This is a genomic window from uncultured Holdemanella sp. (genome assembly GCF_934772795.1).
Taxonomy (GTDB): domain Bacteria; phylum Bacillota_I; class Bacilli_A; order Erysipelotrichales; family Erysipelotrichaceae; genus Holdemanella.
On the sequence record NZ_CAKVMR010000002.1, the window covers coordinates 39,728 to 62,767 of the forward strand.

Genomic DNA, 23,040 nt, shown 5'->3' on the forward strand with positions numbered 1-23,040 from the left:
TATTATAAGTCTTTCGTCGCAACTAAATCAACACCCGTACCACAAATATCATGAACAATCACATCTTCACGATGTACTGGTGCCTTAACAACCACACGGTTCAATTCCTTCATCACATCAAAGATCTTTTCCTTTGGAATATCCCCATTAGTTTTCACGCTCAATCTTTCAATCTCAGCACCCACAATTTTCACAGTACTTGTCACAACACGAGTTGGATGCGTACACTCTTTCTTTCCATAGATTGCACCTCTAGGACAACCATTTCCAGTTACTTTATAATCATTTTCTTCATCCACCTTTAAATGACAACCCTTAGGACATGTTATACAAATTAACTCTCTCATTGTACATCCTCCTTTACAGATACAACCAATTCTCTATTTGCCTTTTCAAGCAACACCTTAGGAATTGATACCTTCTCCATTTCACTTGGAATCACATGTTCCTTTTTAAACTTCGCAATTACAGTATCTCCATCCTTCACGACAACATTTACCTGTTGCGTAGGTCTTCTCACACGGAAAGAAAGCTCAACACTTTTTTCTACATTATCCTTACGAATATATTGTGGAACTACATACGAAATATTATTTCCATTTACCGTTCTAACAACATTCTCTTTAGATACTTCACCATTTAAAACATATTGACCTGCACCCATTCCAGCCTTTTCGCTTTCAGAACTTACAAAATCCACTAAATCATGCACATGCACTACATTGCCTGATGCGAATACACCATCCATAGAAGTCTCCATATTTTCATATACAACAGGGCCATGTGTTCTACTATCCATTTCAACACCTAATCCATTTGATAATTCATTTTCCGGAATTAATCCAACCGACAATAAGACGCAGTCACAATCAAATTCCATTTCTGTTCCTTCAATTGGATTTCTATTTTCATCCACCTTTGAAACAACAACCTTTTCCACTCTAGACTTACCCACAATATCCGTAATTGTATGGCTTAGATACAATGGAATATCATAATCATGTAGACACTGAACAATATTACGATTCAAACCATTTGAATATGGCATTACCTCAACAACAGCCAAGACTTTTGCGCCTTCCAAAGTCATTCTTCGAGCCATGATTAAACCAATATCACCACTGCCCAAGATCACAACTCTTTTACCAGGCATATACCCTTCAATATTCACATATCGCTGTGCAGCACCAGCCGTAAATACACCCGAAGCTCTAGTACCTGGAATCGCAATTGCACCACGCGTTCTTTCACGACAACCCATATTTAAAATAATAGATTTAGCCTGAATCATTAAATATCCATGAATACTACTTGAACAATACACCATTTTATCTGGCGTAATCTCAATTACCATTGTATCCAATAAGATATCAATATCTGTTTTATCAACTTCATCAATATACTTTCCTGCATACTCAGGACCTGTTAATTCCTCTTTAAAGTGGTGTAAGCCAAAGCCATTATGAATACACTGATTTAAAATCCCACCAAGCTCCTTATCACGCTCAATAATCAAAACGGACTTGGCACCATTTTGTCTTGCGGCGATTGCACTGGCAAGACCAGCAGGACCACCACCAATGATTACTACATCATACTTATTATTCATCGCCATTCTCCTTTGTTCTTCCACACAAAATATAAGAACCATTCTTATCCAAAACAATATCTAACTGACTAACACCCAACTCTTTAGCTAGAATTTCTTGTACTCTAGGTCCACAGAACCCTGACTGACATCTTCCCATGCCGGCGTTACATCTACGTTTGATTCCATCTAAACTCACTGGTTTTGGACTTCGACGAATCGCATCAATGATCTCTCCCTCACTAATGGTTTCACAACGACAAATAATACGACCATACTCAGGATGTTTTTCAATATATTCTTTTCTTTGTTCATGCGACAATTCTTTAAAGCGAACTACTTTTCTTGTAGAAACATAATCCTTTTTTAAATTTAAGAAATAGTCTTTTTCCTGCATCATTCTCACAATGTCTAATGCGATTGCACTCGCACTACTTAAACCTGGACTTGCCATACCTGCAATCGAGAAGAAATTATGTACATCTTTATCTTCGCCGATAATAAAATCTTTTGTATCACTTCTTGCACGCAAACCTGCAAATGTACGAATATTTTCTTGAAGCTTCATATTCGGTACAGATTTAACCGCATTTTCACGAATTATTTTTAATCCTGCAGACGTTGTCGCATAATCATCCGCATCTGTATTTGTACTTGTAGGACCCACAATCAAATTTCCATCGACTGTAGGAGCTACCAATACACCCTTACCAATCTTTGTAGGACATTGGAAAATCACATGATGAACCAAGTTTCCCTGCGACTTATCCAATAAATAATATTCACCCTTATTAGGTGTAATCTTATAATCGGGTTTCTTAATAAGTCCAGTCACATGATCACACATAACACCCGCACAATTTACAACCAATGGAGCTTTATATGTATCATTCACAATAAAGATATCTCCCTCTTTTTTTATACTCGTAACCTCTTCATTCAAACGAAGCTCTACACCATTTTGAATAGCCACTTCGCTTAATGCGATCGCAAACTGCCAAGGATTGATAATACATGCACTTGGTGCATATAAAGCACTTGTACAGTCTGGATTTAAATTGGGTTCCATAACAGATAGCTCAGGCTGTTTAATAATACGCTGATTTTCAACACCATTTTCAATACCTCGCTTATATAACATTTCAATGGTCTTATCATCCTCTTCATTAAATCCAACAACCAAAGAGCCAATATTCTTACATGGAACATCCAAATCTTTACATAAAGTAGGAATGATTTTATTCCCCCAAATATTATATTTTGCCATTAAAGTATCCGGCTTTGGATCATATCCCGCATGAATAATAGCACTATTAGCCTTAGTTGTTTCATCGGCCACATCATTATTTCTTTCTAACCACAATACTTTTCCACTATATTTACTTAACTCAAACGCTAATGAGCATCCACTAATACCTGCTCCAATGATTATACAATCGTACATAGTTCGCACCTCTTTCAAAGTCACGATACACTTATTTTTATTTCATTTCAAATGTGTAAAAAAGTCTATTTTATTAATCAAAGCATTGATTAATAACTGGACAACCCAATAAAATAGTGTAAGATTAAAATATATATTGATTAATGATTTGATTAGTAATCGATTTATTAATCAAAATAAATCAAAAGAGGTTTATTATGGGAAAAAGAAATAAAGTAACTACACGCGATATTGCCCAAGCCACAAATGTATCGCAATCTACTGTATCAATGATTCTAAGTGACAATAAGAATGTATCTTTCAAAGAAGAAACAGTAACTCTCGTCAAAAAGACAGCCAAACAAATGGGATATAAAAAGCCAGAAGTTAAAAAAAGATATTCCAACGCAAAGAATACGATTGTCGTAATATGTTCCAATTTATCCAATTCCTATTATTCTATGGTTGTTTCAAGCATCATTGAACAGGCTAGTAAGACAAAAACACAAATCTTTACTATTTCTACATTACGTAAAGATGATCTTGAAAAGCACGCCCTTTCTAACTTAAAACTATTGAAACCATGTGGAATCATCCTTCTATATCCCCCAAAATTTATTGATGAATGGAATGCACTTTCCAAACAAATACCGTGCATTATAATTGGGGATAAACCAAAAAATCTTGATTGTGATTCCATTGAACTCAACAGTTTTAAATGTGGTAAATTATTAGGCAGCCATTTAAAACAGCTAGGACACAAAAAGATTGCGTATATATCAAGTCCGTTAGATACAACGGAAATTGGGCGAAACGAAAGATATGAAGGGGTTAAAAGTGTCGTGCCAAATACACAAGTATTTTTCAACTCGTCTAAACAGTTTGAATTATACCCCATCGAAAAAAGAGAATATGAAAACGGGTATCGTTTAACGAAACAAATCTTAAGTGATACATACGATGCCTATATTGGAAACAATGATATGACAGCTTTAGGTATCTTAGCTTGTTTAAAAGATCATAACGTTAAAACAAGCGTGGCTGGATTTGACAATATTCCTGAAGCTGATTTTCCCCAAATACAATTGACCACAGTAGATCATGGTGCTTGTGAAAAAGGAAAAGAAGCAGTGGATATTCTTTTAGAACAAACAAAAAGCGAACGAAAACGTATCGTTCATATGGAGTATGAACCACAGTTAATCATTCGCTTATCTACTTTTAATCGCAAGAAATCATCATCTCAATGATTTTATCATTCGTTTGAAGCATTCCTTGAGAACCAAGTGTTCCAATATTTTGAATTGTTTCATCCACACTATGAGCAACGATCCCATCACCTGCATAGAATTGTTGCTTATTTTTATACATATAGTATCCCATAATACCAGCATCTACACTAGAAGCAATCTTAGCTGCACAGCTTGCCTTAGCCCCATCACAAATCGTTCCCGAAAGAATAGCCAATGCGTTGACGATCGTATGCTGGATTTCTTTATAAGTTCCATTATGTAAATAGGCAACACCTGCACCTGCTGCAGCCCCAGCACTTACAGCACCGCAAAATGCTGATAAAGTACCAATACCTGTTTTAATGTAAATAGCTGTTAAATTGGATAAAACCAAAGCACGATACAATTGTTCTTGCGTACAATCTAATTCTTTGGCATACACAACAACAGGCACGCAACAAGTAATTCCCTGATTGCCACTTCCTGAATTGATCACAACTGGAAGTTCACATCCGTTCATTCTTGCATCCGATCCAGCAGCCGCATAAGCCTTGGCCCTTGTCTTTACACAATCTGAATCCATATTCAAGATCACATGGCCAATGTTTGCCCCATACGAATTATGAATTCCCTCATTGGCGATGGCCATGTTACAAGTAATTTGACGATCCAATATTTCTTTTACGTCATCAATATCCACAGTTTGTGAAAAATCCCAAATCTGTTTCATAATTAAAGCACTATGATCGGCTTTATGTTCTAAACTCGTCGTCTTATCTTCAAAAATAACTTGCCAATTTTTTTCAATCTGCACAATATTCGTATGCGTATCTACAATACGAACGCTGGCATGTTCTTGTTCATAATACACATTGATTTCTAAATCAAACACATGCCCTTGTTCAATATGCTGCACCGTAATATTTGTATATTGAACATATTCAGGCAATTCCTCAATTTGTTCACGAGTCGCACTCGAAAGTACTTCAAGCTTTGCGTCCGCATCCCCATATAAAGCTCCTGCTGCTGCTGCAACTTCAATACCTTTCAAACCATTCGTATGAGGTACAATAACACTCTTAACATTTTTAATAATACTGCCACTTGCCTTAACTACAATACGATCTGGCAAATGATCTAGTACCTGTGTTGCTTTAGCACACGCATAACTAATCGCAATAGGCTCTGTACACCCCATAGCCATCACTAATTCTTCTTTTAATATTTGCACATAAATTGAATATAATGAATCCTCTTTATTCATCTTCCTTCACCCATACACACGCCAATTTGTGATCTTCCATTTCTGTCATACCAAAATAAATTGTATCCTTTTCTTTCACACCAAAATCCTGGCGCAAAACCGTTAATACAGTTCCATACATCTTTCCATCTTGTATTCCTTCAAGACGAACCCAGCATGCCTCCGGATCTTTTCCTTCTTCTAGAAAATACACCATGATATCGTCTGGATACTCTAAATGTCTTGATGGATCCAAATCTTTATATAAACGAAGTTCTTCTAATTCTTTAGAAACTTCTGTAGCCTTTTCAACCATATCAATTTTATCCTGGAACAATTCCACATTCACATTATCCAAAATCTGAATATCCATTTCCTGCACATCGAAACGAGGAATTTTGCACGATACACCAATCGGTACAATACGATATTCAATGTTGCGTTTCTTTGTTTCCAAAGCTACGATTTCAAAAATAAAACCCGCATTATGATCGATATAACCATACATTAATGCACCATATAAATTATCTAGTTTTAATCCCATCTTCTCTAAAAGCTTAACCATTTTCATGCCATGGATCTCTACCATTTTTTGATCCATATCACGAAAACTCATTTCATATACTTTCATCTATTCACCCTCATACACATCTTTTAATTCTTCAAAGTTATATTCCAATACCTTATTCAATTCAACGATATCTAAATCTTCATCTACTGGAAAATCCGAAAGACTCATCTCATTGGCTTCTACATATTCTTTAAACAATTCCATCGACTGATAATAATAGTCCTGAAATTCTTTAAATCCATCCCATATCGCAAAGCCACGACCATTGATCACATAAGCCTCTTCTTCTATATCATCTACTTTTTCAACTTGAATTTCAATCTCAAAAGGCTCTTCTAGATCATAAACCATCTTAAAAGAATCTCCCTCCTTGAAATCCGGTTGAATCGATGAAGCACAAGGCAACTTATTAAATTGTTCATCCTCACAATTTGGACATACAAACGGAATGCCATTCACTTCAATCACAAAATCAGCGTATTCTTCAGACAAATAAGATGCCAATGTATAATAAGCTAAATCCGCTAAAGATAATGAGTTAGGTAAACTCATGTAGCGATACATTAAATTATTAAATCCCAATACTTCTGTATATACTTTTATCATGATTGACTTACCTCTACTGAATAATTTCCAAAATTAATATTCGCTTTTCCATACTCTTTTACAAGTTCATAACGAATCTTTGCGAGCATATCAAACCCATCCAAACTTGTCTTACTTGGAACAACAACACGCAGATCAATACCGGTTGTAGAAAAGTTGATTACTTTTACTTCAATTGGATTCTCACTCTCAATATCATATTCCTTCATTGTTTTTTCAACTAGACTCTTTAAAATATCTATCGCCAAATCAATATCCGTTCCATAAGAAACCTCAATTTCTAAATAGTTATTCTTTCGTGTATCCTGAAAAAATGCATTTTCAATCGTAGCTGAATTCAAAGTTGAGTTTGGCACAATAATTCGATTACTCTCATATGTACGAATGATTGTATGACGGAAACGAATACTTTCAACATATCCAATCAATTCGCCTTGATTAACTTTAATCAAATCTCCTTCGACAAAAGGCTTAAATGTTAAAATCATTAAACCGCTACATAGATTTCCAAAAGCATCTTTAGCAGCAACACCTAAAACAAGGGCAACCACTCCACTGGATGCAGCAAGATAGGACATAATAGGTTTGGTCTGTTCAAATTGTCCAAGAAAAATCATTCCATTGATAAAAACCAAAACATATTTTATTAATCTGGCAAAACTCGCCTTGTTTGTGACATCCTTTTTATATAATACTTTACGAATTCCTTTATAGATTCCAATCGAAACTATACCCGTTACAACAGTTACTATAATAATTGATTTCATTCAAATCATCTCCAATACATTTTTTTCTGTTCCTCTGTCGTTTGATCAATAAACTTTTTCTTTGTGTATAAAAACTCTTCAAGATCCATATAAATATGTAGAAGCATCGCCTTTGATTCAAACTCAATACGACTTTTAGGAAGATTCTCGCTTTGTTTGTCCTTCAACATTTGATGAAGCGAAGAGATTTGTGGCTGAGGATCATTTTTTTCATGAATAAACGGAATTAAATATTCAATATATTTTGCCAATTCATGCGCCTCTTTAGGCATCTTACGAATCTTTCGAATCTTATAATGCAACATATGTAGAATATCACACTGCAAAGCACGCATTTCAAAATAACGAATATAATAATCTGGTAAACTCGTAAACGTATTATCCTGATATTCCATCGCAATATGAATATATTTTTCAGCCTGCTCTTTAATATCCTCTAATTCTTTCCAAATTGTTGTGTTTCTTTCTTCACTTTGAATATAGTGAACAATTTGATACATCAAACTCTGAATCTTATCTTCCATATAATTCATGCAAGAATTCAAATACTCCTCTTCTCCACTATAATCATGAACCAAATTCAATAAGAATGCGATAATGGCACCAATTAAAATCAAATAGAATTCATTCATCATGAAGTGAAGACTGAAATCCAAATAACTCAAGTAATGCACGGCAATCATCGCATTTACACTTAAAGTATTCTGACATTTCATTTTCTCACTATACCCAACTAAGCACGCAATCACAAGTCCAAACGCAAACCAATGACTTGGGATAAGTTCAAAGAAAATAAAACAGAATAGAATTGTCACAAAGAATGTAGAAATTCTTCTAAGAACAAGCTTCACCGTTCCCCACTTTGTCGTCAACAAAGATAATAGTGCAATCGTTCCTGCACTTGTTGGATTATCTAACTTAAAAAAGTAGGCTAAAATAATCGCAATGGCACTTCCTACGCCTATCTTAAGTGATAATATTAATACTCTTTTTGTATCTCTTTTCATATGCATACATTTTATGCGAAATCAAAAAAAAGGACAATATTAATTGTCACTTCTTATCTAATACATCTTCACTACGAAATAGCATTATTCTTTATACTTTTATTAAAATAGTTTTTATTAAAATCAATTTTAATAAAATTCATTTTAATAAACGGCAACCAAACCGATTGCCCATGACTATTACTTCTTTTCCAATACATCCTTTACTTTTTGTTTACCGCTCTTCAACAAACGAGCCACTCCCTCTTCACTCATCTTTAGACGATTTGCGATATCCTTCTCTTTTAGTTTTCCAAGACAATGCATGATTGTCACTGTCTTTTGATTTTCTGGCATCTCATTTAAACAATCATCCACATCGGATTGTCGATATTTAGGCAAACCATGTAAAGCTGTGGTCACACCCGTATGTTCTTTTGCCTGCATATACTCACGTAATTGTTTATTCAACAAGACTGTGATCCACTTCAAAAAATTCTTATCATCACTCAATTTATCCATATTCATAAATGCGTATGTATATGTTGCCTGTAAAATGTCATTGATTTCTTTTTCTTCTAAACCAATATAACGCTTATAAATCGTTTGTATCAAATGATCTCGAGTCAATGAAACAAGTTCTTTCTTCGCATCCGCATCCTTATTTCTTACACCCATTATTATCTTTTTGTCTATATTCATATGGTTAATCCTTTATATATGTTATTTTTAGTATACAACACATCATTTGATAAATCCATTTTAACCCTTAAAACTCGTTTATATGCTATAATTTTTCTTAGAAAAAGGGAGAAAAACATGAAAAAGAGAAGGCGTTTAAAAAAGAAAATAAGAAATCGTTTAATTCTAGCATTCGGTTTACTTATTACTTTATTTATTTTAATCACATTAATCAAAGGCATTGTTGGCTTATTCCACTCTGACAATAAGACCTCAAACAATGAAAAAATCACAGAAGAAGTCAAAGGAAGCGAGACATTACGAAAAGCAGGCATGTCTGAAGAAGATATCAAAGAAATGACTTCTTTGCCAAACTATCACAGTAACAGAGCTAAGCGCTATGCCAAATGGAAGGCGGATTCTGTAAAAGAAATAGTTATGCAGGTAAATTGTGACATGGACCTAAAACCATATTCAAAGACAACCATTGTCGATGATGATTCGGATATGACTTTATTAGTAAACAAGTTCTATGCACTACCCGAAGGTTATCAACCAAGTGATTTAGTCCCACTTGAAGATTATGCGTGCGTACAAGGCGAAGATTATTCTTGTCAGACAGTCGAACAAATTGAAATGCGCAAAGAAGCATATGATGCCTATGTGAAATTTTGTAAGGCTGCCGCAAAAAATGATATCAACATTCGTGCAATTGCCGGATACAGAACCTATGAATACCAAAAAGGCTTATGGGATTATTATGCTTCTGTCAACGGGGAAGATTATGCGGACAAATATTATGCTCGTCCTGGACAAAGCGAACACAACTCGGGACTTGCGGTAGATATCACTTTCAATGGATATAACTTTAATGAAATTGAAAATTATGATGGATATGACTGGATTCTAAAAAACATGCACAAGTATGGATTTATTCTTAGATACCCAGAAGATAAAACAGACGTAACTCAATATGGATATGAATCTTGGCACATTCGTTATGTAGGTAAAGAAGCTGCTACAAAGATTTATAAGAACAATTGGACTTTGGAGGAATATCATGGCTCAAAATAAAAGAAGAAGACGCAGAAGAATGCGTAAAAGAACCAGAAACAGGCTTATTTTAGCAGGTGGTATTCTTGTCGTACTATTTATTCTATACTTATTCATTCATTTTATTGTTGGTTTATTTTCAAGTCCAGAGCCAGAAAAGAACACAGGCACAAAACAAGAAACAAAAAAAAGTGAAACAACAGTTGTTTCCTTTATGGGTGTTGGAGATAACCTAATACATGAAACAGTATACAATGATGCACTACAAGATGATGGAACTTACGATTTTTCAAAGATGTACACAAACTTTAAAAAAGATGCGAAAGAATCAGATATTGCGTTTATTAACCAAGAAACTGTATTAGGTGGAGAATCTCTAGGCTTATCTGGATATCCTACATTTAATTCACCTACAGAAATTGCCAAGAATTTGGAAAAGGCAGGTTTCAATCTGGCCAACCTAGCTACAAACCACTGTCTAGATAGAGGTGAACAGGGCATCACCAATGAATTAGAAGCCTTCAGTAATACAAATATTGTGACAGATGGTGTTTATACTTCGCAAGAAGCCTTCAATGCCATTCCCACATTCAAGAAAAAAGGAATTACTTTTAGTTTCTTAGCTTACACATATGGTACAAACGGTATTGCCCCTGATTATGATTATAATGTTTCTTATTTAGATGATGATCAAATCAAGTCAGATGTACAGAAAGCGAAAGAAATAAGTGATGTGGTCATTGTTTCTGCACACTGGGGTGATGAAAATACATTTGAACCAAATGATCTACAAAAACACTATGCCCAATTATTTGCGGACTGCGGTGTCGACGTTGTTATTGGAACCCATCCTCATACAATTCAGCCAGTAAAATGGATCAAAGGAAATTCGGGAAACAAGATGTTGTGTGTATATTCTCTAGGAAACTTTATTGGTGGAATGTTGACAACAGACAATGCGATAGGTGGCGAAATCAAATTTGATTTTGTGAAGAAGAATGACAAAATCACAATTGAAAATGTTAAATGGATTCCAACTGTGATTCATTTCGAAGGAAATCAAGACAATATTATCGAAGTTCGATATAACTATAAAGCTTACAAATTATCTCAATATTCAGATAAACTTGCCAAAAAACATGTATTAAATGGATATGATGGCAATGTCGTAAACATCAAATATATCACAAACAAGACAAAAGAAGTCATTGATGAAAAGTATCTAAAATAGGCGCTGATTGAATTCAGCGCCTTTTAACTATAATATTCATCTAAAGTTAAGTTGTTCTCATATAAGTATGTTGCCAAATCCACACCAACATAACGCAAATGCCAACTTTCTGGTGCAATCTTCGTTTTATCCTCTTTACCATCTGGATAACGCAAAATAAAACCATACGTATGCATATTTTCTAACAACCAATTGTAGTGGGGATTATATCGAACAACATCTAAATCACTACAATCATTATCCATACGAATATCCACCGCTAATCCTGACTGATGCTCACTAAATCCTGGTCTTGTCCAATAACGATCCGCATATTCTTCGCCATAACTTGCAGCTCCATTATTAAACAAATCTGTTTGGTATGCATAAGAACGATATGCTGAACAAGCATTCAAAACAAATCCTTCATTGGATGCGACTTCAATCAACTTTCCAAATGCCTCTGCCGCCTCTTTTCGCATGCGCACATTCTCATTTTCACCACTTGAAGGTACCTGAACTAAATCACTTGGTTCATAATCTTCTGGTAATCCTGAATACTTATTCACAAGTATATAAATGGAATCCAAATCTGAAACTGTTACTGTATTCTCATATGGATTTCCACTTTGATCTACCTTCTCTACTTCCGGTAATACGGATGTTTCTTCTTGTATTACAGGTTGTTTCTTAATAGGAACTAAATCATGATCCACCAACCTTATATCCAATGTATAAATTAGTATAAAGCCATTCAGAATTAATGATACCAAAATATAAATGACTGTTTTCATCTTCATACCGGTATAAACAAGACTTTATTATATCCACCACAAATCATGCCTAATGTAGCACTTTCTGCATTGGATAAATCATACTCCTTAATCATGACTTCTTTACATTCTTTGGCATCTAGAATAGCCTGGTACTCTACTTTTCCTCCACCAATCGTATCAATAACTCCATTTTCATGCACTAACATCATACTACCCACACCTCTTGGTGCTGAACCCTTTTTATCAATGATAATACATAAAGTCCCATGAACATTGGATTCTAGTAATTCTTTAGAAACACTTGAACTAAACTTTGCGTTTTTTATTTCAATAAGTTCAGCTAAAATACTAATCGATATCTCAGCAGGTGTCTGTGCCTTAATATCTAATCCGATTGGAGCATGCACATTGGATACTTCTTCCTTAGAATATCCTTCTTCAATCAACGCATCAAATGTCTTCTTTACTTTTCCTTTACTTCCAATCATACCCAAATATAAATGAGGCTTATGAATTGTCTTTTCTAGACAAAGACGATCATCTTTATGGCCTCTTGTCACAATTACATAACAAGTATTTTCTTCATCCGGTAATACGGAATCCATTTGATCATAATTCATACAATGAATTTCATCGGCCGTAGGAAAATGTTCTACATTCGCAAATTCTTTACGATTGTCAATCACAATCGTATACAACTCTAATATATTAGCCATTTTAGCTAAGTATTGACTGACATGTCCACAACCTAAAATCACAAGCTTAGGCTGCATATTAAACCATTCTTTTTGAAGGATATCTACATCTATATTTTCTTCTAATAAAGACTTTAAACATCGCGTATACAAATCCATATCCCCATTCACATGAATCTTTACAGGCTTATCTAGTTTCTTTAAATAAACACGAATTAAATCCTGTATGATTCTAGGTGTTACAAGTTCATTTGGATCTAAATTTGTAAGCTCATAACGATGTACCACTTCTTTTACCGGCTTATTTAATCCATTTAAATTTGAAATCAACACAACCTCATCTGAATCTGAATCAATAACAGGTTCATTGACATTAGGAAACTTCAAAGGCAAATGCTTAGAACCATCTGCCTCAATCAGTATCACATCCACCACTTGTTTTAATCGATTTAACAAATCTTCATCTAACGCTCCAATTTTAAATTCATCACAACGATTTCCCACATGACAATATCCATATATTTCAATTCTATGCATAATTTCATCATAACTAGGATCTACCAATGTACCTTCTTCAATCAACATATGCGTAGTTGTACACATTAAAACGGATTTATTCAAAGAAACATATTTATCTTTTAACTCGTGGATATACGTTGTCTTTCCACCCGAACCAATTACACTAATAATCATTTGAAATCTCCTGAATTGCACGTATCACACAATCAATATCTTCTATTGTATTTTGAAACGATACAGATAAACGCACAATTCCCTGTTCTTCTGTTTTTAAATGTTTATGCATTAATGGAGCACAATGCGCTCCACAACGCGTCACAATACCATACTTATAATTCAACAAATCACTCACATAAGCACTATCTTTACCTGGAATATTGATTGCCACAATAGGTGTAGAATTTTCTAAAGATGAATAAAACTCTACATACCCCGTTAAACCTTCATATAATTTTTGGAGTAAAAAGTATTCCTTTTCCATAATCTCTACTTGATTTTCTGAAACATACTTTACCCCTGCATTTAAAGCCGCAATTCCTACAAGATTCTGTGTTCCCGCCTCTAAATGTTCTGGATACGCCTTTGGCATTTGTGGATTAAAAGAATCTATGCCCGTTCCACCAGAAATCAATGGTTTTACTTCAATGCCTTTTACACAAAATCCACCAATACCACCAATGCCTAATAAACCTTTATGGCCACTAAAACATAAAACATCTATATTTTCCATAGATACTGGAATATGCCCTGCACTTTGAGCCGCATCCACCATAAATAGAATGCCACATTCTTTACAATACTTTCCAATTAAATCCACATCAAAGATTTCACCTGTTACATTCGAACTGTGTGTCATAACAACCATTCGAGTATTCTTTTGAATATGGTTTTTAATATCCTCTAAATAAGGTGAACAAATCGTTAAAGATATAACGCCTTTTTCTTCTAGTTCATATAAAGGACGAAGCACACTATTGTGCTCCGCATACGTAGTGATCACATGATCATTTTCTTGTAAGATTCCTTTAATACAAGTATTTAAACTCTCTGTATTTCCACCATTTAAAATGACACGATGAAAATCAGACAATCCAAAAAACTGTGCAATATTTCTTCTCGCCTCAAAAATCAAACGAGAAGAATCCATATTCGAACTGCGATTCGCATTGCCTGCCACCTCTAATGCATCCATAACCGCTTGTTTGACTACATCTAATTTTGGAAAACTTGTCGCAGCCTGATCAAGATAAACCATGCAGTATCGCCTCCAAAACACCTCCGGCAATGCAACGTGCCTTGTCAGAAATCGTAAAACAATTCTGATATTCATCCTCTCTTGGATCGATGTCAGCCATTTTAAATCCAGATGTTACATTGTACCCATCCTGAATCAACCCTCTAAGTAAGCCTGACATACTCGCATACACTGGTGTCTTATCGATATACGCAATAATTTCTCCCATTTCCACTATATCCGTAATCTTTTTAACATTGTGACAAACACCTGCACAAGGAGAATGAATCACTCTTTCTTTAGAATATCCCTTAATATTTCCAGGAACACCCGTATTTGGCAAGGCACAACCCTCATAAATCAGTCTTCCTAGATTATGCCCACGCATAGTTTCTATAACCACATGCACATCTTTTCCTGCACAAAAACCAGGACCTAAACCAATTGTGATAGGTGCCATATCCATTGTCGTACCCAAATTTTTCTTGGCAAGAATCGCATCCACCAAGGCAATATGTTCTATTTTAGAAATCATTTCCCCATTTGGATCTACCATCATTGCGACTTGATTTTTAGCCATCACCGCTTTAGCTTCTTCTATCGTTGAAACTAAAACACACGTCATATCCTCAACCGTAAATTTTCCTTCATACACAGCCTGACAAAAGGCAACATTTCTTCGTATTGCGCTTGGCTTTTCAACTTCTAGCACCAATACTTGAAATCCACTTTTTACAAGTTTATATATTGTCCCTGTCGCTATGTCTCCTCCACCACGCACAATAACACATTTATTCATAAGCTTTATGGCTTGATAATTTTATCAGCCTTCTCCATTCTCTCTACAATATCATACATATTTGTGACTGAACCCACCTGAAGTTCTTCTTTTAAATGGAAGAAATCCAAACAAGTTCCACAACTAACAATTTCAACTCCATTATCTGCTAAATATTTCAAATCTTCTAGAGTTTCATTCTTTGTCGTTGTGATTTTTACACCCTCATTATAGAAAATCATTTCATCTGGCAAAACATCTTGTTTTGTCAAAGAGAAAATAAATGATTTCATTAAAATCGCACCTAAATCCGGATCTGAACCCATCACATTACTTGCGCACACAACAACCATTTTAGGCTTAGCCAAGCTGCAGTCCGCATATGTGTATTCCACTTCAAAATCTGCTTCTTCATCACCCTTTGAAATTTCAACAATATAATCCTTACCCTCTTTTTTAGAATTTACCATATAATTTTTTACTTTCGCAAACTTCGTTAAGTTTTCAACCGCAATTTCATTATCCACAATTGTGGATACTACATTTTCCTCTTTTAAAGCTTCCTTTGTCTTTACGACTGGAAGTGGACACTCCAATCCTCTACAATCTAAAGTTTTCATATCTTCCTACCTCTTACATATACATTATATTCATTTTTCTCAATGACTTCACCCACAACATACAATTCAAGATTATTTTCCTTAAAATCCTTCTGTATATCTGCTAAATCATCCTTAGACACACTTGCCAATAAGCCACCACTCGTTTGTGGGTCAAACAAGATTTCTTCTGTAAAGAAATCACAATCGAAACGAATCTTACCCTCTACACTATTGCGATTGGTCTGGGCAGCACCACTTAAATAAAACTCTTCTACATACTTTCTACAGTCATCAAAATATGGAATCGAATCCTTGTAAATTATGGCACTATTTGTCTCATCTAACATCTCATTTAAGTGAACCAACAAGCCAAAACCCGTTACATCCGTTAGAGCATGCACATCATATTTTTTTAAAATATCACATGCATATTTATTTAATGTCGTCATACTTTTAAAGACTTTTTCCTGCATTTCTTTAGAACAATCATCCATACGTAGCGCATTCAAAGTCAAACCAACACCTAAAGGCTTCGTCAAAATCAAGACATCCCCACATTGCGTACCATTATTTTTCTTTACATCTTTTGGATCTACTAAACCCGTCACACTCAAACCATATTTAATGGAATCATCACGAATGGAATGCCCTCCAGCTAGTGCACACTCAGCTTCAACCAGCTTAGAATTTCCTCCTTCAATGATCTTACCCAAAATATTCAAATCCTCATTATCTGGAAAACACACAATATTTAAAGCCGTTTTAGGCGTACCATTCATCGCATAAATATCACTGAGTGCATTTGTTGCCGCAATCTGACCATACAAATATGGATCTTCTACCATGGGTGGAAAGAAATCCAAAGTAGATACAAAGGCATGATTTTCATCAATTTGATAGACAGCTGCATCATCTCTTGAATCAAATCCAACTAAGACATTTTCATCTTTAAATGAATCAATTTTTTCTAAAATATGACTCAATTTTTTTGCGCCTAATTTAGCACTACATCCACCACTCTTACAATATATTTTTTCGTTCATCAAAAATTCACCCTTACTATATCCTCATACAAAATGTCTTGTTCTTTTAAAAATGCTTTCCACTTTTCCTCATCTAAATCTTTCGACATAAAACACATGCCACAGCCTGCCTTAACACAACTTGGAACAGGTATCATACGCCCATTTTTTGTCTTAGACTCCAAATCTAGAACATCTTGAATACTTTTAAAAGTAATAATCAATACTTCCTCTTTACTCATTTTCAAATACTTCCTTAAATACTTGTTTTGAATACGTTTCTATTTTTTCTTGAAACAATTTATATTTACGAACCAATTCTTTTCCCTCTAAAGTTAATTGAGAGCCTCCACCAAAACTTCCACCACTTGTCGTATGAACAAGTTCATAACCTAAATCTTCTTGCGCTCTTTTTATGATTTTCCAAGCCTTTGAATTTGACATTCCCATTTCTTTATAGGCCTTTGATAAGGAACCATACTTATCGCATAATTCCAACAGTTCTACAACGCCCTTGCCAAAATCCGGTTCATTATTACCTATTTGAATCTTTAGTTTATATCTCATTTTCCAAATCCACAATTTGGATATGTGCACACCTTACATCCTAAGCACAATCCACCTTCACCTAAATCACATAGCTCTTCATATGTCACTACATCTTTGGCAAGTAAACGAGGAAGCACTAAATCAAATACCGTTCTTTTGGCATACATCACACAGCCTGGAAGACCCACAATTGGAACTTCTCCTTTATAGGAAAGTAAAAACATAGCACCAGGAAGAACCGGAGAACCATAACTAATAATATTGACACCTGTATTCTTGATTGCTAGTGGTGTTTTATCATCTGGATCCACACTCATTCCACCTGTACAAAGTACAATGTCTACCCCTTGTTTTAAAGCTTCATTGATTTTTTCTGTCACCATTTTATCGTCATCATCACAAATCGCATGATACACCATTTCACAGCCAAACTCAGCCAATTTAGTTTGAATAACTGGTGTAAATGTATCTTGAATTCTTCCTTTATACACTTCACTTCCTGTTGTGATCACAGCTGCTTTCTTTAATACAAACGGCTTGATTTCAAGAATACTAGATGTGATGAGTGATCTAGCTTTATCCATCTTTTCCTTTTCAATCACCAAAGGAATAATACGCATACCCGCAAGTTTATCCCCCGGATTTACTACTGTATTTGAGTGTCTTGTCGCGATCATCATCTGTCCAAATGAATTTACTGTAAACAAAGCCTTACGATCTACTTTAAACAAACCATGAATCTCGCTTTTTAGTTCAATTTTTCCTTCCTTGATCTCACCATACGACATATAATCATTTTTACACATATCTAGTAAAACCATGGCTGCATCATTTTCATGCATCATACTCTCGTCGTTTTCCCAAACGTATAAATGTTCTTTCCCCACTGATAATAATAAAGGAATATCTTCTTCTGTCACGATATGACCCTTACGAAAAAGGGCATCTTTTGTGACACCCTTAATGATCTGTGTTATATCATGACAAAGTACATGCCCTACGGCATCCTCAGTCTTGATTAATTTCATCTTACTCTCCTTTTTTAAATCCGTATTTCTTGAATACTTTTAAAGCTTTATCGCTCTTTAAAAATTGAATCAATGAATCCGCTTCCTCTTTATGCTTTGTGCTCGATACACGACCCACTGGATAGAGTACTGGTGTAGCTAATAATGAATTATCGCACTCTGCCACTACTTCTACTTTATCACTACTTGCAGCATCTGTCGCATAAACCAAACCAATTTCTGCATTTTGTGTTTCAACCTGAGACAATACTTCCGTTACATTTCCAGCTAAACTCAAACGATCTTGGATAGAATCCCATACACCTAAATTTGTCAAAGCTTCCTTTGCGTAGCTTCCCGCTGGAACTACTTCTGGATCTCCAATCGCAATGATTGAAGCATCACTAATATTGTCAAAACCAGTGACTGATGTATTACTGTCTTTTCCTTTGATCAACACCAATTTATTCTCTAATACATTTGAAATCGAATCCGCATCCACTAAATCTTCATCTTTTAATACATTCATCTGTGTTGTAGCTGCACTAAAAAAGACATCCGCATCTAAGCCTTTTTCAATTTGAAGCTGTAATTTTCCACTACTATCATAGACACCTTCAATCGTTACATTTGGATATTTTTTTTCAAACATTGGAATCAATTCTTCTTCAAATGCATTTTCCAAACTGGCAGCTGCCGCAATTGTAAGTTTTACTTGTTCTTTTGGTTCATTTGAACTACAACCAAATAAACTTGTGGCCATCACTCCAGCCAATAAAATACTTAAACCTTTTTTCATCTGATCTCTCCTTGTTTAATTTTATATTTTAGATCACATAAATAATTTACTTCTTCCTTATTGTGCGATACAAAAATAACTGGTTTTGAAATTTGAAGTTCACTTTTAAGCTCCTGTAATAAATCTTCCTTCAAATCTTCATCTAAAGCACTAAATGGTTCATCCAATAAAAGAACATCTGGTTCATACGCCATCAAACGAGCCAATGCCACTCTTTGTCTTTGTCCACCCGATAATTGTTTGGGATATCTTGAAGCAAGTTCACTAATTTGAAATTGTTGCATCACTTTCTTAACTACGATATCCACATCTTTTACTTTTCTAGCCCTTAGTCCCACACTTATATTTTCATATACATTCATATTAGGAAATAGAGCATAACTTTGAAACATATAGCCCACATTTCGCTTTTGAATGGGCACATTAATTTTCTTTTCTGAATCAAATAAAACACGATCATTCAAAACAATTCTTCCTTTATCCGGCGTTTCAATTCCAGCAATACATTTTAATGTCATACTTTTGCCAGAGCCTGAAGCTCCCATAAGTCCTAGAATATTGTCATTCACTTGAAAAGAAACATCTAAATCAAATTCTGCAAGCTTCTTATATATTTGTACTTCCAACATTTAGAAACTCCTTTTCTTTCGCACATATAGTTGATATAGATTCAACAAAAGCACGGCTGTAAAACAAATACCAATGATAACCCACACATAAAAGGCGGCTGATTCCATATTCCCACTCATCACTTCACTATAAACTGCAACTGGAAGTGTTCGAGTTTTACCAATAATATTTCCTGCAAGCATTGCCGTTGCGCCAAACTCACCTAGGCCACGCGCAAAAGCTAGTACACCCCCACTGATAATTCCAGGTAAAGCATTTGGGATCAATACTTTCAAGAAAATATTCCATTCATTCATACCCAAAGTTCTTGCGACATACACTAAATCCGTATCCACTTGATCAAAAGCACCCCTGGCATTTCGATACATGAGTGGAAATGAAATCACTACGGCTGCAATTACAGTAGCACTAAAGCTAAAAGCGATGCGAATGCCAAATACATTCATAAAGAATTTTCCTATGGGTTGATTCACACCAAAGATCATCAACAAGAAAAAGCCAGCTACTGTAGGTGGTAAAACCATAGGTAACGTAAAGATTCCATCAAAGATTATTTTTAATGCCTCACTCTTTCTTGAATAGATCCACCATGCGGCCAGTAATCCTAAAATAAACGTAATTACAATTGTGATACTTGCCGTTTTTAAAGATATCCAGATTGGAGTTAAATCTAAATTACTTCCTTGCGCACTCACTCGCTTCACCCTTCATAATTTCTAAGCCATGTTTTAACGGGCCTAAAATAATATCTAGACTTTCCTTAACTGCCTTAGGACTTCCTGGCAAGTTAATAATCAAAGTCTGATTTCTTAATACACTTGCGCCACGAGACAACATGGCCTTATTTGTATATTTCATCGATTCATAGCGCAATGCTTCACTAATACCTGGAACATTTCTTGTCATGACTTTCATTGTGGCTTCTGGCGTCACATCACGAACACTAAGTCCAGTACCTCCGGTTGTAAGAATCAAATCATTTTGGCAACGATCACTTAAATTGATCAATTGCGAAACAATTTCATTCTCATCATCCGCAATCACTGTCACACTTGTCACATTGTATCCTTGTTCCGTCATGATTTTTTCAATCAGCGGACCACTCTTGTCCACTCTTTGCCCAACACTTGCCTTATCACTTAATGTCAATACGGCTACACGCATTCGAGTATCTTTATTTTCAATAACTTCCACTTTATCTCCTACACAAATATGTCCACCATGTAAAACACGCGTAAATACACCAAGATGCGGCATAATACATTGACCGACTTGATGATAAATTGCACAATGAGAATGACAGCTTTTACCTATTTGCGTCAGTTCTAGTAATACATCCCCAATCTTAAACTGTGTTCCTACTGGATAATTTGTGAATTCAATACCTGATACAAGTAAGTTTTCTCCGAAAGCACCATCTTCTACATCAGCTCCTTTAGCCTTAAATTCTTCACGCTTTTCATACGATAATAAAGAAACTTGGCGATGCCACTTACCTGCATGCGCATCATTTTCTAGTCCATGATTTTCAATAATTTCAATATCTTGAACCGGATGTTTTTCCGTTCCCTTTTGTTCGCTGATACAAATTGCCTTAATTATTCCTTCCATACAAAATCTCCACTCTTTCCACCTGATTTAGAAACCAAATGTACATTCTTAATTTCCATATCTTTACTTACAGCTTTACACATGTCATAAATTGTCAGAAGGCAAATATTTACACCTGTCAAAGCTTCCATTTCTACACCCGTTTTTCCATTACACTTCACTGTGCAATAGGCATAGATCAAACAATTCGCTTTATCCATTTCAAAATCAATATTGACCTTATTGATCATTAAAGGATGACATAAAGGAATCAATTCACTCGTCTTTTTTACGCCCATGATTCCGGCGATACGAGCTACACCTAATACATCTCCTTTTTTCATGTCACTCTGCTCAATTTTATGTAGAATTTCTTCATTTACCAATATACTTCCAACAGCGCAAGCACTTCTTGAAGTAATATCCTTTTCGCTTACATCGACCATACGTGCATTTCCATGTTCATCAAAATGTGTTAATTCCATTTTATCCTCCAATTTCATTCATCACCGTCGATGAATGTTCTTCTTCAAAATGATGTTCCTTAGGCTTTTTGAAGATCCAAAAAGCCATCGTTTTCTCAAGCTCTTCCAAATTATTTAGATAAGGTTTTAAATCCACTCCATCACTATGGAATAAACATAATTTCAATCGTCCTACACTACTTAAGCGTATGCGATTGCAGTCTTGACAAAACTTATTATGTAACGCTTCAATAAAGCCAATGTAACCTTCATAATCACCAATCGTATAATAATGAGCTGGTCCATTCCCTAACTTTTCATCACACACATTTAATGTGTAATTCTTTTGTACATATTCAATCAGTTCATTCATTTTTGTGTTTCGATCACTATATTTTAGTGGCATCAATTCAATGAATCGTAGCGCAATCTTTTTATCTTTGATGAGTTGTAACATTGATTCAAATCGAGAAAATGAAAATAGATTGTCCACAACACAATTCACTTTAACCGGAACACCAATTTTATAGGCATATTCTAAATTCAACAAAACCTTCTTCAAATCATTCTTCTTACAAATCTTTAAATATTCAGATTCATCCAGTGTATCAATTGAAAAATTAATACAGTCAAGTCCAATCTTTTTGAGTTCATCTAAATCTGTAAAAGAAAATAAACTTCCATTCGTTGTTAGTGTTACTTGTTCAACACCAATTAAATCTTTCAAACTACGAATAAATTCAATATAGCCTTTACGAAGTGCGGGCTCTCCACCCGTAATTTTAAATCGAGTAATTCCCAAAGATACAGCACATCTACAAATATCTAAGAGTTGTTCATATGTTAATATATCCGAATGACAAAGGTGTTTGGAGATATCTGGCTTGCAGTAGTAACAAGCATAATTACACCTGTCTGTTAATGAAATTCGCATATAATTTATATTTCGACCAAATGAATCTTGCATAAAATCCTTTCCGTTATTCTCAAACGAGAATAACCAACTGATTCAATT

27 protein-coding genes are annotated in these 23,040 nt (G+C 34.9%); 3 read left to right on the top strand and 24 right to left on the bottom strand.

All coding sequences use genetic code 11. The features are described 5' to 3' along the window. Positions 1-2: 2 nt before the first annotated feature. Genes Q0F04_RS01125 through Q0F04_RS01135 form a run of 3 tightly spaced genes read right to left on the bottom strand, consistent with a single transcriptional unit; the run spans position 3 to position 3,032 of the window. The gene (locus Q0F04_RS01125; protein WP_117571766.1) at positions 3-347 is read right to left on the bottom strand and encodes a DUF1667 domain-containing protein; all 345 of its coding nucleotides are present in this window, start codon (positions 345-347) and stop codon (positions 3-5) included. Further along, on the bottom strand, positions 344-1,609 hold the full coding sequence (locus Q0F04_RS01130) for an NAD(P)/FAD-dependent oxidoreductase (RefSeq protein ID WP_295749170.1): 1,266 nt from the start codon (positions 1,607-1,609) through the stop codon (positions 344-346). The genes Q0F04_RS01125 and Q0F04_RS01130 overlap by 4 nt, the downstream gene beginning before the upstream one ends. Then, positions 1,602-3,032 carry an NAD(P)/FAD-dependent oxidoreductase gene (locus tag Q0F04_RS01135; protein ID WP_295749173.1) on the bottom strand — a complete coding sequence of 477 codons (1,431 nt, stop codon included), beginning with the start codon at positions 3,030-3,032 and terminating at the stop codon, positions 1,602-1,604. The genes Q0F04_RS01130 and Q0F04_RS01135 overlap by 8 nt, the downstream gene beginning before the upstream one ends. 197 nt (positions 3,033-3,229) lie before the next feature. Here Q0F04_RS01135 and Q0F04_RS01140 point away from each other — a divergent pair, with 197 nt between their 5' ends. Then, positions 3,230-4,261, top strand: a complete 1,032-nt coding sequence (locus tag Q0F04_RS01140; protein WP_295749176.1) for a LacI family DNA-binding transcriptional regulator — start codon at positions 3,230-3,232, stop codon at positions 4,259-4,261. Here the strand turns inward: Q0F04_RS01140 and Q0F04_RS01145 are convergent. The 6 genes from Q0F04_RS01145 to Q0F04_RS01170 all read right to left on the bottom strand — a co-directional run bounded on the left by Q0F04_RS01145 (position 4,233) and on the right by Q0F04_RS01170 (position 9,118). Further along, positions 4,233-5,507 carry an L-serine ammonia-lyase, iron-sulfur-dependent, subunit alpha gene (locus Q0F04_RS01145; protein WP_295749179.1) on the bottom strand — a complete coding sequence of 425 codons (1,275 nt, stop codon included), beginning with the start codon at positions 5,505-5,507 and terminating at the stop codon, positions 4,233-4,235. The two genes, Q0F04_RS01140 and Q0F04_RS01145, sit on opposite strands and share 29 nt — an antisense overlap. Next, complete coding sequence (locus Q0F04_RS01150; RefSeq protein ID WP_295749181.1) at positions 5,500-6,117, bottom strand: hypothetical protein; 618 nt, start codon at positions 6,115-6,117, stop codon at positions 5,500-5,502. Before Q0F04_RS01150 ends, Q0F04_RS01145 begins: the two co-directional genes overlap by 8 nt. Next, the gene (locus tag Q0F04_RS01155) at positions 6,118-6,663 is read right to left on the bottom strand and encodes a hypothetical protein (RefSeq protein ID WP_295749183.1); all 546 of its coding nucleotides are present in this window, start codon (positions 6,661-6,663) and stop codon (positions 6,118-6,120) included. Then, positions 6,660-7,430, bottom strand: a complete 771-nt coding sequence (locus Q0F04_RS01160; RefSeq protein ID WP_295749184.1) for a mechanosensitive ion channel domain-containing protein — start codon at positions 7,428-7,430, stop codon at positions 6,660-6,662. Before Q0F04_RS01160 ends, Q0F04_RS01155 begins: the two co-directional genes overlap by 4 nt. 5 nt (positions 7,431-7,435) lie before the next feature. Further along, entirely contained in the window at positions 7,436-8,437 is a 1,002-nt protein-coding gene (locus tag Q0F04_RS01165) for an aromatic acid exporter family protein (RefSeq protein WP_295749186.1), read from the bottom strand. Positions 8,438-8,617: 180 nt separating this feature from the next. Next, positions 8,618-9,118 (bottom strand): sigma-70 family RNA polymerase sigma factor, encoded by a 501-nt coding sequence (locus Q0F04_RS01170; RefSeq protein ID WP_295749188.1) that lies wholly within the window; start codon positions 9,116-9,118, stop codon positions 8,618-8,620. Between the two features lie 117 nt (positions 9,119-9,235). Between Q0F04_RS01170 and Q0F04_RS01175 the strand changes: the two genes are divergently transcribed. Together Q0F04_RS01175 and Q0F04_RS01180 are read left to right on the top strand one after the other, a co-directional pair. Beyond that, the gene (locus Q0F04_RS01175; RefSeq protein ID WP_295749190.1) at positions 9,236-10,171 is read left to right on the top strand and encodes a M15 family metallopeptidase; all 936 of its coding nucleotides are present in this window, start codon (positions 9,236-9,238) and stop codon (positions 10,169-10,171) included. Then, complete coding sequence (locus Q0F04_RS01180; RefSeq protein ID WP_295749192.1) at positions 10,158-11,381, top strand: CapA family protein; 1,224 nt, start codon at positions 10,158-10,160, stop codon at positions 11,379-11,381. The genes Q0F04_RS01175 and Q0F04_RS01180 overlap by 14 nt, the downstream gene beginning before the upstream one ends. Before the next feature lie 23 nt (positions 11,382-11,404). Here Q0F04_RS01180 and Q0F04_RS01185 read toward each other — a convergent pair whose 3' ends face one another. From Q0F04_RS01185 to moaA, 15 genes are read right to left on the bottom strand one after another with little or no spacing between them, the layout of a single operon-like run. After that, positions 11,405-12,160, bottom strand: coding sequence for a M15 family metallopeptidase (locus tag Q0F04_RS01185; RefSeq protein WP_295749194.1), 756 nt, complete (start codon positions 12,158-12,160; stop codon positions 11,405-11,407). Beyond that, complete coding sequence (gene yqeC, locus Q0F04_RS01190; protein WP_295749196.1) at positions 12,157-13,524, bottom strand: selenium cofactor biosynthesis protein YqeC; 1,368 nt, start codon at positions 13,522-13,524, stop codon at positions 12,157-12,159. Before yqeC ends, Q0F04_RS01185 begins: the two co-directional genes overlap by 4 nt. Next, positions 13,514-14,605: an aminotransferase class V-fold PLP-dependent enzyme gene (locus Q0F04_RS01195; protein ID WP_288522920.1), complete on the bottom strand. Its 1,092-nt coding sequence runs from the start codon at positions 14,603-14,605 to the stop codon at positions 13,514-13,516. Before Q0F04_RS01195 ends, yqeC begins: the two co-directional genes overlap by 11 nt. Next, positions 14,592-15,383 carry a selenium-dependent molybdenum cofactor biosynthesis protein YqeB gene (yqeB, locus tag Q0F04_RS01200; protein ID WP_199519679.1) on the bottom strand — a complete coding sequence of 264 codons (792 nt, stop codon included), beginning with the start codon at positions 15,381-15,383 and terminating at the stop codon, positions 14,592-14,594. Before yqeB ends, Q0F04_RS01195 begins: the two co-directional genes overlap by 14 nt. A 5-nt stretch (positions 15,384-15,388) precedes the next feature. After that, entirely contained in the window at positions 15,389-15,982 is a 594-nt protein-coding gene (gene yedF / locus Q0F04_RS01205) for a sulfurtransferase-like selenium metabolism protein YedF (protein WP_117571784.1), read from the bottom strand. Beyond that, entirely contained in the window at positions 15,979-17,007 is a 1,029-nt protein-coding gene (gene selD, locus Q0F04_RS01210) for a selenide, water dikinase SelD (RefSeq protein WP_295749200.1), read from the bottom strand. Before selD ends, yedF begins: the two co-directional genes overlap by 4 nt. After that, complete coding sequence (locus Q0F04_RS01215; RefSeq protein ID WP_288522917.1) at positions 17,007-17,228, bottom strand: DUF3343 domain-containing protein; 222 nt, start codon at positions 17,226-17,228, stop codon at positions 17,007-17,009. The genes selD and Q0F04_RS01215 overlap by 1 nt, the downstream gene beginning before the upstream one ends. Further along, positions 17,221-17,553: a LysR family transcriptional regulator gene (locus Q0F04_RS01220; protein ID WP_117571787.1), complete on the bottom strand. Its 333-nt coding sequence runs from the start codon at positions 17,551-17,553 to the stop codon at positions 17,221-17,223. The genes Q0F04_RS01215 and Q0F04_RS01220 overlap by 8 nt, the downstream gene beginning before the upstream one ends. After that, on the bottom strand, positions 17,550-18,563 hold the full coding sequence (locus Q0F04_RS01225) for a molybdopterin-binding protein (protein WP_288522915.1): 1,014 nt from the start codon (positions 18,561-18,563) through the stop codon (positions 17,550-17,552). Before Q0F04_RS01225 ends, Q0F04_RS01220 begins: the two co-directional genes overlap by 4 nt. Before the next feature lies 1 nt (position 18,564). Then, positions 18,565-19,341: a molybdate ABC transporter substrate-binding protein gene (gene modA / locus Q0F04_RS01230; RefSeq protein ID WP_288522914.1), complete on the bottom strand. Its 777-nt coding sequence runs from the start codon at positions 19,339-19,341 to the stop codon at positions 18,565-18,567. Next, positions 19,338-19,970 carry an ATP-binding cassette domain-containing protein gene (locus tag Q0F04_RS01235; protein ID WP_295749205.1) on the bottom strand — a complete coding sequence of 211 codons (633 nt, stop codon included), beginning with the start codon at positions 19,968-19,970 and terminating at the stop codon, positions 19,338-19,340. The genes modA and Q0F04_RS01235 overlap by 4 nt, the downstream gene beginning before the upstream one ends. Next, positions 19,971-20,666, bottom strand: coding sequence for a molybdate ABC transporter permease subunit (gene modB, locus Q0F04_RS01240; RefSeq protein WP_288522912.1), 696 nt, complete (start codon positions 20,664-20,666; stop codon positions 19,971-19,973). It abuts the gene before it with no gap. Beyond that, positions 20,647-21,582, bottom strand: coding sequence for an MOSC domain-containing protein (locus Q0F04_RS01245; protein WP_288522911.1), 936 nt, complete (start codon positions 21,580-21,582; stop codon positions 20,647-20,649). Before Q0F04_RS01245 ends, modB begins: the two co-directional genes overlap by 20 nt. After that, positions 21,570-22,046, bottom strand: coding sequence for a cyclic pyranopterin monophosphate synthase MoaC (moaC, locus tag Q0F04_RS01250; protein WP_295749210.1), 477 nt, complete (start codon positions 22,044-22,046; stop codon positions 21,570-21,572). Before moaC ends, Q0F04_RS01245 begins: the two co-directional genes overlap by 13 nt. Before the next feature lies 1 nt (position 22,047). Continuing rightward, positions 22,048-22,992, bottom strand: coding sequence for a GTP 3',8-cyclase MoaA (gene moaA, locus Q0F04_RS01255; RefSeq protein ID WP_295749213.1), 945 nt, complete (start codon positions 22,990-22,992; stop codon positions 22,048-22,050). Between the last annotated feature and the right edge of the window lie 48 nt (positions 22,993-23,040).

Coding starts and splice junctions, on each gene's coding strand:
- Q0F04_RS01125 (WP_117571766.1), bottom strand. CDS start 347: ATGAGAGAGTTAATTTGTATAACATGTCCTAAGGGTTGTCATTTAAAG.
- Q0F04_RS01130 (WP_295749170.1), bottom strand. CDS start 1,609: ATGAATAATAAGTATGATGTAGTAATCATTGGTGGTGGTCCTGCTGGT.
- Q0F04_RS01135 (WP_295749173.1), bottom strand. CDS start 3,032: ATGTACGATTGTATAATCATTGGAGCAGGTATTAGTGGATGCTCATTA.
- Q0F04_RS01140 (WP_295749176.1), top strand. CDS start 3,230: ATGGGAAAAAGAAATAAAGTAACTACACGCGATATTGCCCAAGCCACA.
- Q0F04_RS01145 (WP_295749179.1), bottom strand. CDS start 5,507: ATGAATAAAGAGGATTCATTATATTCAATTTATGTGCAAATATTAAAA.
- Q0F04_RS01150 (WP_295749181.1), bottom strand. CDS start 6,117: ATGAAAGTATATGAAATGAGTTTTCGTGATATGGATCAAAAAATGGTA.
- Q0F04_RS01155 (WP_295749183.1), bottom strand. CDS start 6,663: ATGATAAAAGTATATACAGAAGTATTGGGATTTAATAATTTAATGTAT.
- Q0F04_RS01160 (WP_295749184.1), bottom strand. CDS start 7,430: ATGAAATCAATTATTATAGTAACTGTTGTAACGGGTATAGTTTCGATT.
- Q0F04_RS01165 (WP_295749186.1), bottom strand. CDS start 8,437: ATGAAAAGAGATACAAAAAGAGTATTAATATTATCACTTAAGATAGGC.
- Q0F04_RS01170 (WP_295749188.1), bottom strand. CDS start 9,118: ATGAATATAGACAAAAAGATAATAATGGGTGTAAGAAATAAGGATGCG.
- Q0F04_RS01175 (WP_295749190.1), top strand. CDS start 9,236: ATGAAAAAGAGAAGGCGTTTAAAAAAGAAAATAAGAAATCGTTTAATT.
- Q0F04_RS01180 (WP_295749192.1), top strand. CDS start 10,158: ATGGCTCAAAATAAAAGAAGAAGACGCAGAAGAATGCGTAAAAGAACC.
- Q0F04_RS01185 (WP_295749194.1), bottom strand. CDS start 12,160: ATGAAGATGAAAACAGTCATTTATATTTTGGTATCATTAATTCTGAAT.
- yqeC (WP_295749196.1), bottom strand. CDS start 13,524: ATGATTATTAGTGTAATTGGTTCGGGTGGAAAGACAACGTATATCCAC.
- Q0F04_RS01195 (WP_288522920.1), bottom strand. CDS start 14,605: ATGGTTTATCTTGATCAGGCTGCGACAAGTTTTCCAAAATTAGATGTA.
- yqeB (WP_199519679.1), bottom strand. CDS start 15,383: ATGAATAAATGTGTTATTGTGCGTGGTGGAGGAGACATAGCGACAGGG.
- yedF (WP_117571784.1), bottom strand. CDS start 15,982: ATGAAAACTTTAGATTGTAGAGGATTGGAGTGTCCACTTCCAGTCGTA.
- selD (WP_295749200.1), bottom strand. CDS start 17,007: ATGAACGAAAAAATATATTGTAAGAGTGGTGGATGTAGTGCTAAATTA.
- Q0F04_RS01215 (WP_288522917.1), bottom strand. CDS start 17,228: ATGAGTAAAGAGGAAGTATTGATTATTACTTTTAAAAGTATTCAAGAT.
- Q0F04_RS01220 (WP_117571787.1), bottom strand. CDS start 17,553: ATGAGATATAAACTAAAGATTCAAATAGGTAATAATGAACCGGATTTT.
- Q0F04_RS01225 (WP_288522915.1), bottom strand. CDS start 18,563: ATGAAATTAATCAAGACTGAGGATGCCGTAGGGCATGTACTTTGTCAT.
- modA (WP_288522914.1), bottom strand. CDS start 19,341: ATGAAAAAAGGTTTAAGTATTTTATTGGCTGGAGTGATGGCCACAAGT.
- Q0F04_RS01235 (WP_295749205.1), bottom strand. CDS start 19,970: ATGTTGGAAGTACAAATATATAAGAAGCTTGCAGAATTTGATTTAGAT.
- Q0F04_RS01245 (WP_288522911.1), bottom strand. CDS start 21,582: ATGGAAGGAATAATTAAGGCAATTTGTATCAGCGAACAAAAGGGAACG.
- moaC (WP_295749210.1), bottom strand. CDS start 22,046: ATGGAATTAACACATTTTGATGAACATGGAAATGCACGTATGGTCGAT.
- moaA (WP_295749213.1), bottom strand. CDS start 22,992: ATGCAAGATTCATTTGGTCGAAATATAAATTATATGCGAATTTCATTA.